The sequence below is a fragment of the Zooshikella ganghwensis genome (assembly GCF_018263875.1).
Classification (GTDB): Bacteria; Pseudomonadota; Gammaproteobacteria; order Pseudomonadales; family Zooshikellaceae; genus Zooshikella; species Zooshikella ganghwensis.
The window spans coordinates 608,295-621,765 of the sequence record NZ_JAEVHG010000001.1; the positions used below are offsets into that span (position 1 = coordinate 608,295).

The following is a 13,471-nucleotide window of genomic DNA, read 5'->3' on the forward strand; positions in this document are numbered from 1 at the left end:
TAAAAGTTATTTTTCTTGGGGTGTTGGCTGGAGTATGCTTTGCTGATCATCTCTCAGTGCTTGTAATAAGCGAGGTGATATTTCTTGAGGTAAAGACAGTTGATTTTGCTTGTTGTACTTTGCAATAGCATGCTGTGTTTGTTTCCCCCAAATTCCATCTATATGTTTTAGTGGATAGCCAAGTTGCTGAAGTCGATACTGAACAAATTGTATAGCAGCAAAATCTTTATGGGCCTTGTTTTTAAGTGCATGTTGATAACGATGTTCTTGAGGCGTTGTTTTCAGTTGCTTTTGTAAAGTAGTAAGTGCTTGCTTGGCTTCTGGATGATTTTGCTGATGTGCCATCATTAACCAGTGATAAGCATCACCCAGGTGTTTAGGTACACCTTTACCTTCTAAATGCAATATGCCCAGCTGGTATTGCGCGGCAGAGTGGCCTGCTAGTGCAGCTTTCGACAGCCAGTAAGCCCCCCAGGCTGGATCAGCTAGCTGACTAGGTGTTTTTGCCTCTAAAAAAATCATACCTACAATATACTGAGCTTGCAGATTTCCTTGTTTGGCAAGAGGTTCAAGCCAGTGGCAGGCTTCTTCCAATTGTTTTGGGACACCTTTGCCCTCGTAAAAAGCGGCGCCAAGTAAATATTGGGCTTGCTGGTGCCCTTGCTCAGCGGCCTGGCGAAAATAGCCATAAGCGGTAGGGTAGTTTTGTGGCACTTCCAGTCCATGATAAAAGCGTAAACCTAGCCTAAATTGGCTGTCTCCATCTCCTTGTTGTGCTTGGGCATGGAGTGCTTGTAGGTCAGGTCCAGCCTGTTGGATTTGCCAGAGTGTACATCCCGAGAGCAAAAGGCCTGTGAACAGACAGGTAATGCTGGCCTGCCAAGACACTGACTTTACATAATGTCTATTTGCAGTTAAGGACGTAACGCGGCGTAAGACTGTAATAGTATGACTAATCATTATGCTGGATTACCATTAGGTCAAAACCTAAAGTTTGCTATAGGCCGTTAAGCGTGTGTCAGTCGTGTTACTGGTTAGTATTGGGGGAGATCGTGTCTTCAATTGCACCGACTTCTAACACTGGAGCTGCATCAATCTTTTCTGCATCCATCATAGTAGCGATACGTTGAACAGAAGAAACTAACAGTGACTGTTCCCAATCTTGCAGCTGCTGAAACTGCTGTATGAATTCCTGTTGAAGTGGCTTAGGCGCTTTTGAAATTAGAGCTTGGCCCTTTTCGGTCAAGTAAGTGTAAACCTTGCGCTTATCATTAACACTGCGTTTACGAGATGCTAAGTCTCGCTTTTCCAGGCGGTCCATAATGGTCGTTACGGTTGCTTGGCTAAGGTTGACATGACGAGCAACTTCGCCAATGGTAACTTCACCTAAATTGTGAATGGAACGCATAATCAGGAGCTGAGGGCCAGTTAAGCCTGACTCCTTGCTCAGTTTACGTGAATGCAAATCTATGGCACGGATAATGCGCCTCAGCGCAATTAACACTTCTTCATACTTTTCCATGTCAGATTCTGCAAACCTCATTAAAAGTGATAGCTAGTTTATACAACGCTGTGGCAAAAAAGTTGGCAAGCGTTGAGTGAAATGGCTGTTTATATCATGTTGTGAATGATACAGCCACAGCAAACAAAGTGTGATGTTTGAAGTGACGGATTACTGAGTTATTAGTGTAGCTAATTGTACTGTGAGCAGTTTCATCAAAATGATGGTTGCAATATAAAAAGTGCCATGCCACAGTGAGTTATTAACCACTCTGGCTTAACTACTAGTGTCTTATTTGACGGTCAAATTATGAGTTTTCCTGTGTCACTTCAGCGTCCCCAAAAAAAGTCTATGGGTTCTACAGGCTTTTTCAAAACTATCCTACTATTGTCGCTATTCTTGCCACTTTCTGCAACACATGCCAAATTGCTTTCACTACAGGGGGATAGGACACAAGGTAGCTTATTATTGGGAAAAGTGACGCAAGGCAGTCAGGTTAAATACCAGGAAAAGCTGATCTCTGTGAATGATGGGGGGTATTTTGTCATTGGTTTTGGGCGTGATGCTGTATTGGATCAGCAGTTTATTGTTATAAGCCCTGATGGTAAGCCGCAATCTCATAAACTTAAGTTAAAAAAACGCAAGTATAATATCCAGCGTATTAAGGGGGTGCCACAAAAAATGGTAACGCCTCCTGAGTCTTTTCTCAAACGAATAAGAAGAGAAAGTAAACTGGTCGCAAATTCAAGAGCAGTGGAAACTGATTATCCTTATTTTGCGCAGCCCTTTATTTGGCCTCTCACGGGACGTATTAGTGGTGTTTATGGCAGCCAGCGGTTTTTTAATGGCGAGCCACGCCGTCCACACTTTGGTGTTGATGTTGCTGCACCTGTTGGTGCTAAGGTGGTTGCGCCTGCTGGTGGTACCGTTGTATTGGCTGAACCTGACTTATACTTCTCTGGGGGAACACTGATTATTGACCATGGGCATGGGGTTTTCTCAAGCTTTTTACACCTTAGTAAAGTGTTGGTTAACGTTGGAACTAAAGTTAAGCAAGGGGATGTTATTGCTAAGGTAGGCGCAACTGGTCGAGTAACTGGACCTCATTTAGATTGGCGTATGAACTGGTTTACAATCCGCGTTGACCCAGCACTTTGGGTTGGGCCAATGCCAAAGAAATAAGATATATTATCCCCGTTCTGGGTAGAGCAGCTTGCCATATTAAATGCAAAATGAGGGCTTGATTTTTACACCGCAAGAAAAGTTGCATTTAGCTGGTGAGTTTGTATCATTGGGGCCTCTTCAAAGGCTTTAAGTCCCTGTAGCTCAGTAGGATAGAGCAAGCGCCTCCTAAGCGCTAGGTCGGAGGTTCGATTCCTCTCAGGGACGCTCTTCTCATTTAATGATCTGCAATATACCACTGCTTTAATCTAAAAATGCTTAAAGGTGCCTTTGCAGTCACATCACTGTGCAATTATTCGTTGCTCTACTCGGTCTCTATAGTTGATATGTTTTGCGCCCTGGTTAGAGTCATGTCTTTAATAAAGGGCATACCGTTTAGGGTGAAGCAATGTGAGTGATATATTGAAATAAGACATCTCCAAGGAAAGTGGTAGGGTGTGTACAAGTGAAATTATCGATTATTGTACCTACATTAAACGAAGCAAAAGGAATTCAACCATTCCTAAGAGCCTTACAGCCTTTACGTCATCGAGGGCATGAAGTTATTTTGATTGATGGTGGGAGCCAGGATAAAACAGTAGATTATGCGAGATCGATAGTGGACTGTTTAACTTCTTGTGCACCTGGGCGAGCAATACAGATGCAGTATGGCGCTGAGTTGGCAACAGGTGATGTATTATTGTTTTTACATGCAGATACAGTCTTGCCTGATCTTGCTGATGAGCTGATTAAGCAGGCCTTCAGTTGCAGTAAAAATGATTGGGGGCGTTTTGATGTTCGTCTTTCTGGACAGCATTGGCTTCTTCATTGTATTGCTTTCATGATGAATAAGCGTTCGCAACTCACAGGTATTGCAACAGGTGATCAGGCTATCTTTGTCAGGCGGGATTTTTTTGAAACCATCGGTGGTTTCTTGGCTATTCCGCTTATGGAAGATATTGATTTATGCAGTCGTCTACGACAACAAAGTAAACCTGTCTGTATTCATAGCCCAGTGACTACCTCCAGCCGACGCTGGGAGCAGAATGGTATTTTTCGCACGGTGTTATTAATGTGGTGGATTCGGTGTTGTTTTTATTTTGGTGTGGCGCCAGAAAAGCTGTGGCGAAAATATTATATTAGAGACAGTCATGACATAAAAATCAGTGATTACTCAACCAAAAATAATATTTCCCATAATAATGAGCATTAACGATTAATATGCAACAACTGGTTATATTATTTACCAAACCACCTCGGGCAGGTGCAGTGAAAACTCGTTTGATTCCTGTACTAGGAGAACAGAGAGCATTATCGGTTCATCAATGGTTGCTAGATCGAACATTGATGATGATGCAACAGCTACCAGTATCCATTAAAGTTCAACTTTGCCTGACAGAACCATTAATAGCATCTGATAAGCTCAGTCGTTATTATTCTGGGCAATGGCCACTATGTTTACAACAGGGGAATGACTTAGGCGAACGTTTGGCAAATGCATTCAAGTTAAACCTAACCCAGGCGAATCACGTTTTAATTATAGGCAGTGATTGCCCTGTCCTTACTACAGACTATATTTTACGAGCGTTTAGTGCGTTAGAGCATAAGAGTGACGCGGTAATTGGCCCTGCGGCAGATGGGGGGTACGTATTACTTGGTTTAAGCCGATTTATTCCCGAACTCTTCTTTAATATGCCTTGGAGTACTCCTCAGCTACTTAGTAATACACTGGTTAAGTTAAACCGTTTACAACTGTCTTACCAGTTATTGCCTGAGTTATGGGATGTTGATGTGCCTGCTGATGTTAAGCGTCTGGAACGGTTTCATCTTCGCGATTAGCCCAGCGTTGTAATTGATTGACATAAAGTTGTAGATAACGCTGATTAAGACCGGATAGCTGTAAAAACATTATGCCGATATTAATATGCTGTTGATCTTTAATGCTTACTTGCCGAATTTCTCCCTGACAATCAATGGGGTGATCTGTTGGGGTAATAAATTGCACATGATCGAATATATCACCGACGGCAAGTGCCGGATGTTCAGCAGGTGTTGTTATCAGTTGTAGTTGGCAGCCCGTTATTGATAAGTCCAGTAGCTGACCACTTAAAAAAGTGGGTTTCGGTTGTTGAGCGATAAGGGTTACGCGTATAAATGTGTGAGCGGGAATGACAGCACGGTAAGCACTACGTCGTTGTAAATAGCGGACCCTTTCAGGAAATGGAATAATTACATCATGGGGGGCGGCTGTTGTAGTGTCTGCCATAATTGGGGAAGATAATTTTTGACAGATGACCTCAATACCCTGATAAATACATTGTAAATTAAATGACATATTCTTTTTTATCAGACCTTCACCATGAGCAGGTGTAATATCTGACAACGTAAAGTGACACGCATCATCATTAACTGCAGTGATTGTTGCAGAAAATGTGCTGTTTTCTGACGGGAAATCAAGGCGAACTCGTTTCTTACTTTCACAGATTGCAAGTAGTTGACGATATATTTCTTGAGGTGTTTGTAGGATTTGATACTTCTCACTTGAATCCCAATCTGAAAAACTGATCATACCACCCACATCCCTGAATATTTTAATTATTAAAATAAGTTTTAAAGTAAACTAAAAGTATTTCTTTTTTATATCGCTGATTAACAGGTTACTTATTTCTCATGGTTTAATTATAAAGGTATCCCTAAAAAAAGTGCATTTTTAGAGATGCTCATAAATATATCTCTGTCATAATTTATGAACGACTGGCAGGAATTGATCAGTGGTAGGTATAAACTAGAGCTGGTGAATAAGCCAGCTCCCAAGTATCTATCTCTAAAATGTTAACAGGCCCTAAGCTGTACCAATTAACCGCCCAGTTGCATCATTAATCGTTTGCCCTTGCTTGGCATATAGCGCTTTTTGAGTTAAAGGCTGGCCTCGATAAATACGGAGAAAACGTTCCACTACCAACTGTGTTCGGCTAATGATTCGGTGATTGGTTTCATTGCAGTGTTTGCTTTCTTTCAACTTACTTTGTAAAGCATTCCAAAGTGACTCCAGGTGCTCTTTTTGGGTTTTATCACAGAAGGTGAGGAGTTGCTGAAAACCCGTGGCATCTGGGATTAAGCCGAGCGAAGCAAATAACTTGGATCGTTGATTTGCATTTTGGCTAATGGATGTTAGATATGACTGTTTTCGACTAATGTGAGCCTCAAGGTTGGAATAATCACGCTCTTTTAGTGCTTGACGTTCAGCCTTGAGGGTTACAATTAAATGGTCAAAAAGTTGTAAGTCTGCAAGTAGTAATGTTTCAAACTGTTTGAGTGAGTGGGTAGTGGGCATAATGGTCATTCCAGTTGTCTAGCTTAAAGTGAGGTTAAAACCCTTCAAAGTCTATGAGCTTATTAGCCACTTGCTCTGCATTAACCTGATAGCGTCCTGCAGCAATATCAGCTTTAAGCTGCTGGACACGCTCTGAGTCAACGCCGTCCTGCTGAGCAACTTGGTCCTGCAATTTCTTTAAGTCCTGAGCTTGTTGACTAAGCTCCACAGAAACAGGCTTTTTATCGGCACTAGCCTGTTCCCCAACGGGCTGGTTGGAGGATTGCTCTAAAGACGTATTTTCAGACCCACTGACCCGTTGCTGGGCTCGCTTTTGGGCGCCTATTAGGTCTGATGAAGACGTATTGGGACCATTGATATCATTAACCATGATGACTACCTTACCCTTAGAATGACCACTCACTATGAATAATAGCGGCCATCATTGAAATTACTTTAATAGCCATTTTGCAAAAAAATTCAGAACAAAACCTGCACTGTGTTGCTATCCTTGACGATGCCTTCGACCACGCGTTTGCTTCTGTTATTTCGCACCTTTATTCGCTCACCAGGTTTACCATCGGAAAGTGCTATTCCAAATGATCTAACGGCAAAATGTGCTGCTGAAGCAATTATCGCAACTTTTGTGCCTTTAGTGATTATAGTCGCTGTGTCAATATGTCGACGATTAATCACTTGTCCTAATGTAATTGTTTTGGTTGCGATTTTACCGATAACGGGTGCTTGCTCGACGAAATAGCCATGGCGTAATCTGCTTATATCAACGGTCTGCCACATTAAGTCTGCGTCAGTGATTTGTCGCTTTTTTGGAATGGTACGTCTGCTGGCAAGTACTTGCCGGAAAATGCTCACCTCTGAAGTGACATAAACTTGCCAGATATTTGGGCAGTCAATGGCCAGTGTAATTCGTCCATAGGACTTACTGTGTCTATTTTGGCTGACCAAAAGAGGTGCCTGGCATAAGGCTAACCTTAATCGCTGATCCAGCGGATTAATACGAATTTTATAGGTTATTGAAGGCGATTGCGCTAGTAGTGGCTGCAGCTTGTTTAGCAGGTATCGATAGGCTGCCTGTTGCACTTGGTCATTGAGTGGACTGGCTAAGCAGGTATATGAATATAGGTAGAGCAACAAGCCCAATGCAAAATACTGACGTATGAGACTAAATTGTCCTATGCTATTTGTATAGTTCATAAGCAGCAATAGGCCTTAGTGAAAATCGTAGATATGCAGCGGTTTATTAATTTAAAGCAACTGCTATGCCGGTTTCAGGCTTAAAGTGTTTGTTAATCATGTAGGAGTGGTTTCATGGCTGGTGTATTAGACAGTGTTAACCAGCGAACTCAACTGGTAGGGCAGAACCGACTTGAATTACTGTTGTTTAGACTGAATGGTGGTCAGTTATACGGCATCAATGTATTTAAAGTTAAGGAAGTATTGCAGTGCCCTAAGATGACGATTATGCCGAAAAGCAGTCCTATTGTAAGAGGTGTTGCCAATATCAGAGGAGGCACAATTCCTATATTGGATATGAATATGGCAACTGGTCGAAGTGCTCTGGAAGATGTTGAAAACTGTTTTGTGATCATTACTGAGTACAACATGAAAGTTCAGGGCTTTTTGGTGCGAATGGTCGATCGCATTGTCAATATGAATTGGGAAGAAATACATCCCCCACCCAAGGGAACAGGGCGAGATCATTACTTAACCGCAGTAACTAAGGTGGATGATAAGCTGGTTGAGATCATTGATGTTGAAAAGATTCTTGCGGAAGTTTCTCCAATGAATGAAGAACTTTCAGAGGATGTTGTTCGTCATGAGCCAACCGATGACTTAGCGAATAAGAAAATATTAATTGTTGATGACTCAGCAATAGCGCGCAAACAAGTACAACGTTGTATAGAGTCGTTGGGCATTGAGGTTGTGGCCAAAAATGATGGTCGTGAGGCTTTAGAATACCTTATGGAGTTGATTGACAGTGGTACTAGTCCTACAGATGAACTCCTTATGATTGTTTCTGATATAGAAATGCCTGAAATGGATGGTTACACGTTAACCTCTGCTATTAGGAATGATCCGCGTATTAATGATATGCATATCGTGCTGCATACATCATTGAGTGGTGTATTTAATAAAGCCATGGTGGAAAAAGTGGGGGCGAATGATTTTATTGCCAAGTTTAATCCCGACTTATTAGCGGGGGCGGTCATGGAACGAATCCAAATATTAACGGGTTAATTACAGGTTAGCATCGAAATGGGGTAATTTCTGTGGCTGAATTTGGTTCTCAACCGAAGCGAACGGTCCCTACGAATGATTTCGAAGTGTTTAGTCTTTTTTTGGAAAAAAGTAGTGGCATTGTTTTAGGTAAAAATAAAGAATATTTAGTAAAAAGTCGTTTAAGAAAAATTTTAGCGGAAAATAATATCAACTCTCTCACAGAGTTGGTTTCGCAGATTGAAAAAAATCCTCGAGGCGATTTGCGTGGCAAAGTTATTGATGCCATGACCACCAATGAGACATTATGGTTTCGGGATAATTACCCTTATGATGTGTTAAAAAACAGAATATTACCTGAGCTTGTCAAGGAGCGACGTCAACAGAATATTCGTATTTGGTCAGCCGCTTGTTCTACAGGACAAGAACCTTATTCAATAGCAATGGCCATTGATGAGTTTGAGCGTAATAATTTAGGTATGTTAAAAGGCGATGTAAAAATTGTCGCAACTGACTTATCAAGTAAAGTCATGGCTGAAGCGATGGCTGGAGAATATGACTCTCTTGCATTGGGTCGAGGGTTGTCTGATGAGCGTCTGAATCGTTACTTTACCGCATTACAAGGAAAGCGTTGGGTAGTTAAACCCCATATAAAAGAGCGTGTTGAGTTTCGTATTATTAATCTGCAAGAAAGTTATACAAGTTTAGGCCGCTTTGACATTGTCTTTTGCCGGAACGTATTGATTTACTTTTCTGCTGAACTAAAGCTGGATATTTTAAGCCGAATTTATAAGACATTAAAGCCTGGAGGCTTTCTATTTTTGGGGGCGTCTGAAGCTTTAAATGGCTTGTCTGATTTATATGAAATGGTACAGTGCCGGCCAGGTATAATGTACATGGCAAAATCTGATAAAACAGATGTATTTGCGCGTGCTGAAAAAACCACAAGCCGCATACAGTCCTCCTCTTCTGAGGCCAAACGGTCTACCACAAGAGCAACAACTTCGGTTAAAGATCCGACAACAACACGAACTCGAACAACGACTACCTCTACCACAAAACCAACTTCCTCAATAAAACCTTCCTCGAATAAACCAGAGCCTTTTAAGCGGTAACGCTTCGTCTTGAATCGAAGGAAATGAGTTGCCGTTTGCCTGGTTACAGTGTGACAGATAGAGATTAACTGTCTGATAATCAAAGAAAAAAATTAGTGGCATGGGCTTTGCGTTTAGACCAAGTAGAAAATTACTCGGTTTGTTTGGCAAGGGAGTATTTATGGCTATCAGTTTTGATAATGCATTAGGTGTGCACCCTTATGCGCTACAAATTCGTGCAGCAAGAGCAGAAATCATCGCTAATAATTTTGCCAATGCAGATACCCCAGGTTTTAAAGCCAGAGATATAGACTTTAAGCAAGCTCTTAAACAAGCTGTTGATGGTTTACCCAGCGGCAATCAATTGCCACTCAATACGACAAACGAGCATCACTTACAAACAGTACCTACAGAATATAGTGGACCTGAAGTACTTTTTCGAACGCCAATTCAACCTGCGATCGATGGCAATACAGTGGATACTCAACAAGAACACTCGCTATTTGCCCGTAATGCAATGGATTTTCAGGCCGGTTTTGAGTTTTTAAATAGTAGCTTTAAATCATTAAAAACAGCAATTAAGGGTAACTAGTTATGTCTTTAACCAATATATTCAATATTTCCGGAAGTGGTATGTCGGCTCAGTCTGTACGTTTAAATACCATTGCCAGTAATGTTGCCAATGCAGAAACAGCCAGTAGTAGCATTAATGAAGTGTATCAAGGACGCAAACCATTTTTTAAAATCATGCAAACACGCGTTAATGAAGATCCATTTTGGCAAGGCTCTGTCTTTGATGATGAAAATACGTTGTACCAGCAGCAGGGAAGAGGTGTGATGGTGCAAGCGATTGTTGAGAGTAAGGCAACGCCTCAGGCACGTTACGAACCTGATCATCCTAAGGCCGATGAAAAGGGCTATGTGTACTATCCAAACATTAATGTGGTTGAAGAAATGACAGATATGATTTCAGCGTCCCGTTCATTTCAAGTCAATGTTGAAATTATGAATACAGCTAAAACGATGTTGCAAAAGGTTCTGACGTTAGGTCAGTAATATGGCTGATCGTTTTGTGGTTAGCACTAAGGTGAGCGAGGTGCTCTCATGAGTACAATTAATCAGACCCAAAATACGACAGCTAACGCTGTTGTTGATAAATATACATTAGAGAATCCTTCATCGGCTAAAGGCAATAAGGAGCTGGGTCAGGATCAATTTTTAACATTAATGATTGAACAGTTAAAAAATCAGGATCCATTAAACCCGCAAAAAAATGAAGACTTTATCGCTCAGCTTGCGCAGTTTAGTACAGTGGAAGGGATTACTAATTTAAATCAAACTGTGACCAGTATGTCTTCAGCGTTCACTTCCAGTCAGGCACTGCAGGCATCTGCGTTGGTAGGACGTTCAGTTTTGGTTCAAACCTCACGTACACAACTAAATGCTGGGAGTGATGTACAAGGTGTTGTCGATTTGCCTGCCTCAAGTCCTGTGAGAGTCGATGTTTTTAATAGCTCGGGTGTGTTAGTCAGACAGATCGATTTAGGCTTACAGCCGGCAGGTGCAGTGGATTTTACATGGGATGGCAAAGATAGTAATGGTCAGGCTATGCCATCTGGAGTGTACAGCTTTAGAGCATCAGGCGTGTTAGATAATCAAGGAATCGCTTTATCAACAATGATGAGTACGAATGTGGATAGCGTAACCCTGGGTACATTTAATGATTTAACATTGAATTTAGCGGGTGTTGGTTCGGTTAAGTTAAGTGATGTTAAGCGGATACTTTAAATATGACGAAAGCTTATTGGTTATATGTATATGATTAGTTATTTATTTGGGGGGATGATTTTTTTATGGCAAAAAAACAGCGTACGAAAAATATCTAATTAAATAGAAGCTAAATGAGTTGTTATCGTTTTTAGTCGGTGTTTTTTTTAAAGGTTGCCAATTGCTGGGAAGAAAATTGGAGCAGCTTTGCTAACCCGTTAGGATTAGCGCTAGGGAGAGTGCGCATAACATGACGCATAAAAAATTTATGTTTCTTGCAAGATTCATTATGCATCCTTGACGGAATTAATGAATAAAGGAGCGCAATATGGCGTTTAATACTGGCTTAAGTGGGCTTAAAGCCGCTTCCACTGATCTGGATGTAATTGGTAATAACATTGCGAATTCTGCAACAATAGGCTTTAAAGCTTCCCGAGCTGAATTTCACGATGTTTATGCACGTGAAATATTAGGCGGAAGTAGTCGCTCTCCGGGTAATGGTGTATTAGTGCAAACTATTGCTCAACAGTTTAATCAGGGTAATATTAAGCCGACGGAAAGAAACCTGGATTTAGCTATTGATGGTACAGGCTTTTTTATTATGCGGGATAATACCGGGCAAACCTATACACGTCAGGGCATTATTGGCATCGATAAAAACGGTAACCTGATTAATAATCGAGGCTCTTTTTTGCAAGGATTTGCAGCAGATGGGCAAGGAAATATTATTCCTGGTATTTTGTCGGATTTACAAGTAGGTGATCAATTTCAGGACCCCAGGCAAACGAGTAATATTGATATTAGCTTTAATGTTGATTCCCGCGAGCCTGTTTTGGAGCGAAGAGGGAGTACCAGTGCCGCTAATGGTGCGATTATAGGCAATGCTCAAGCAGGTACGAGCAATGGTTATACGGCAGGTTCTTTAGATATTCAGGATATTTCGACAACACCGGCGACCACCATTTCGACAGTCGCCATTCCTTCGGCCGCTAACCGGTCAGCTCGAGCAATCGCGGCAGAGTTAAGCAACTTATCTCAAGTAATTACTGCCAGTGCCAGTACCCGGGTAAAAGTCGATGTGAGTACTTTACCTTATGGAGGTGCAGCACCTGCGGGGGCTTCCATTACGATTAATGGCCAGGCGGTTAGTTTGGCGAGTGTGAATGATGCCAGTGAACTCGCGACCGCTATTGCTAATTTGACAGACATTAGTGCTTCATTTGTCGCGCCCAGTGAGATCAGAGTATTTAATAATTTAGGTGATGATATTTCTGTTGCTATCAGTAGCACGGGAACCAATGTCTCAGTGCAGGGTGCTACTGGAACAACGTTTACCAATGCTGGTGCACCAGTTGTGGTCGCAGATGGTGGAGCAGCTACAGTAGGAGGCGAAGTTAATTTTCAGGTTGAAGAAAATTTTCAGCTAGTGACCCCAACACTACCTGCAACAGCGTCTAATGTTTTTAATTTTCCATTGGCTTATGTGCCATTTATAGAAAACTCTTTTGATCCCATTGATCCAGACACATACAACCATGCAACACAAGTAGAGGTGTTTGATAGCTTGGGTAATGCACATAACGCGACACTTTACTTTGTTAAAGAGCGTGCCAGTACAGTCAACCCTAATGTGACAGAGTGGAGTTTGTTTGTGCAAGTGGATGGTCAGGATGTGGGTGACCCTGTGGTGCCAGGGGGGGCAGCAACCCGTGCTAGGTATTCTGTCCAGTTTGACCGTGAAGGTAACTTAATTGATCCGCCACCCAGTATCGTGATAACAAACTGGACTCCCCTTGATGCCGATGGTATTCCGATTACAGCTTTGGGGCCGATAAATACCTCAGCAGGTGGTGATGTTTTGCCGTTACCTGATCCTCCGACCAGTTCCAACTTTGTGATTGATATTGAAAACTCCACTCAGTTTGGTAATGCTTTTGCGGTAGACAGCTTAACTCAAAATGGTTTTGCGGTAGGCAATATTACTGAGCTGGATGTCGATGATGAGGGGATAGTATTTGCCCGATACAGTAATGGACAAACATCATTGTTGGGGCAGGTTGCGTTAGCTAACTTTGCCAATAATCAAGGTCTTACGCCAATTGGTAATACCTCATGGGCTCAGTCTTTTGCTTCAGGGGAGCCGGTCATAGGCTCGCCACAAGCTGGTGTGTTTGGAGGGATTCGTTCTGGTACTTTGGAAGAAGCAAATGTTGATATTGCTGAACAGCTGGTGAACTTAATTATTGCTCAACGTAATTATCAAGCCAATGCGAAAACCATTGAAACAGAGGATGCTATTACACAAACCATTATCAACCTCCGCTAATTCAGCCCTTAAGCAGAGTATATCTAACGCTGCTTTTTAAGGCTCTTTTGCAAGTAAGGGTGAGGCATGGT

At 41.9% G+C, this 13,471-nt stretch carries 15 protein-coding genes and 1 tRNA gene; 10 read left to right on the plus strand and 6 right to left on the minus strand.

What is annotated here, in order from left to right:
• Positions 1-6: 6 nt before the first annotated feature.
• Positions 7-960 carry an SEL1-like repeat protein gene (locus tag KHS79_RS02710; RefSeq protein WP_212716416.1) on the minus strand — a complete coding sequence of 318 codons (954 nt, stop codon included), beginning with the start codon at positions 958-960 and terminating at the stop codon, positions 7-9.
• 67 nt (positions 961-1,027) lie between these two features.
• On the minus strand, positions 1,028-1,522 hold the full coding sequence (locus KHS79_RS02715) for a MarR family winged helix-turn-helix transcriptional regulator (RefSeq protein ID WP_212716418.1): 495 nt from the start codon (positions 1,520-1,522) through the stop codon (positions 1,028-1,030).
• Positions 1,523-1,810: 288 nt separating this feature from the next.
• On the opposite strand from KHS79_RS02715, the gene KHS79_RS02720 reads away from it, so the two are divergent.
• From KHS79_RS02720 to KHS79_RS02735, 4 genes are all read left to right on the plus strand, one after another.
• Positions 1,811-2,683, plus strand: a complete 873-nt coding sequence (locus KHS79_RS02720; protein WP_233468166.1) for a M23 family metallopeptidase — start codon at positions 1,811-1,813, stop codon at positions 2,681-2,683.
• A 133-nt stretch (positions 2,684-2,816) separates the two neighbouring features.
• Positions 2,817-2,890 (plus strand) — tRNA-Arg (locus KHS79_RS02725).
• A gap of 238 nt (positions 2,891-3,128) precedes the next feature.
• Positions 3,129-3,875 carry a TIGR04283 family arsenosugar biosynthesis glycosyltransferase gene (locus tag KHS79_RS02730; protein ID WP_325167555.1) on the plus strand — a complete coding sequence of 249 codons (747 nt, stop codon included), beginning with the start codon at positions 3,129-3,131 and terminating at the stop codon, positions 3,873-3,875.
• A gap of 8 nt (positions 3,876-3,883) precedes the next feature.
• Positions 3,884-4,501 (plus strand): TIGR04282 family arsenosugar biosynthesis glycosyltransferase, encoded by a 618-nt coding sequence (locus KHS79_RS02735; RefSeq protein WP_212716422.1) that lies wholly within the window; start codon positions 3,884-3,886, stop codon positions 4,499-4,501.
• On the opposite strand, the gene KHS79_RS02740 is transcribed toward KHS79_RS02735, so the two are convergent.
• From KHS79_RS02740 to flgA, 4 genes are all read right to left on the minus strand, one after another.
• Positions 4,467-5,231, minus strand: coding sequence for a flagellar brake protein (locus tag KHS79_RS02740; protein ID WP_212716425.1), 765 nt, complete (start codon positions 5,229-5,231; stop codon positions 4,467-4,469). The two genes, KHS79_RS02735 and KHS79_RS02740, sit on opposite strands and share 35 nt — an antisense overlap.
• Positions 5,232-5,504: 273 nt before the next feature.
• On the minus strand, positions 5,505-5,996 hold the full coding sequence (locus KHS79_RS02745; protein WP_212716427.1) for a flagella synthesis protein FlgN: 492 nt from the start codon (positions 5,994-5,996) through the stop codon (positions 5,505-5,507).
• Positions 5,997-6,030: 34 nt separating this feature from the next.
• Positions 6,031-6,366: a flagellar biosynthesis anti-sigma factor FlgM gene (gene flgM / locus KHS79_RS02750; protein WP_094786598.1), complete on the minus strand. Its 336-nt coding sequence runs from the start codon at positions 6,364-6,366 to the stop codon at positions 6,031-6,033.
• An 89-nt stretch (positions 6,367-6,455) separates the two neighbouring features.
• Positions 6,456-7,190, minus strand: a complete 735-nt coding sequence (flgA, locus tag KHS79_RS02755; RefSeq protein ID WP_212716429.1) for a flagellar basal body P-ring formation chaperone FlgA — start codon at positions 7,188-7,190, stop codon at positions 6,456-6,458.
• A gap of 114 nt (positions 7,191-7,304) precedes the next feature.
• Between flgA and KHS79_RS02760 the strand changes: the two genes are divergently transcribed.
• From KHS79_RS02760 to KHS79_RS02785, 6 genes are all read left to right on the plus strand, one after another.
• Positions 7,305-8,234 (plus strand): chemotaxis protein CheV, encoded by a 930-nt coding sequence (locus KHS79_RS02760; protein ID WP_094786600.1) that lies wholly within the window; start codon positions 7,305-7,307, stop codon positions 8,232-8,234.
• A 32-nt stretch (positions 8,235-8,266) separates the two neighbouring features.
• The gene (locus KHS79_RS02765) at positions 8,267-9,328 is read left to right on the plus strand and encodes a CheR family methyltransferase (RefSeq protein WP_094786601.1); all 1,062 of its coding nucleotides are present in this window, start codon (positions 8,267-8,269) and stop codon (positions 9,326-9,328) included.
• Positions 9,329-9,488: 160 nt separating this feature from the next.
• Entirely contained in the window at positions 9,489-9,899 is a 411-nt protein-coding gene (flgB, locus tag KHS79_RS02770) for a flagellar basal body rod protein FlgB (protein ID WP_212716431.1), read from the plus strand.
• Between the two features lie 2 nt (positions 9,900-9,901).
• On the plus strand, positions 9,902-10,363 hold the full coding sequence (gene flgC / locus KHS79_RS02775; RefSeq protein WP_027706762.1) for a flagellar basal body rod protein FlgC: 462 nt from the start codon (positions 9,902-9,904) through the stop codon (positions 10,361-10,363).
• A 48-nt stretch (positions 10,364-10,411) separates the two neighbouring features.
• Positions 10,412-11,095 (plus strand): flagellar hook assembly protein FlgD, encoded by a 684-nt coding sequence (locus KHS79_RS02780; protein ID WP_094786602.1) that lies wholly within the window; start codon positions 10,412-10,414, stop codon positions 11,093-11,095.
• A gap of 307 nt (positions 11,096-11,402) precedes the next feature.
• On the plus strand, positions 11,403-13,400 hold the full coding sequence (locus KHS79_RS02785; protein ID WP_212716433.1) for a flagellar hook protein FlgE: 1,998 nt from the start codon (positions 11,403-11,405) through the stop codon (positions 13,398-13,400).
• Positions 13,401-13,471: the final 71 nt, after the last annotated feature.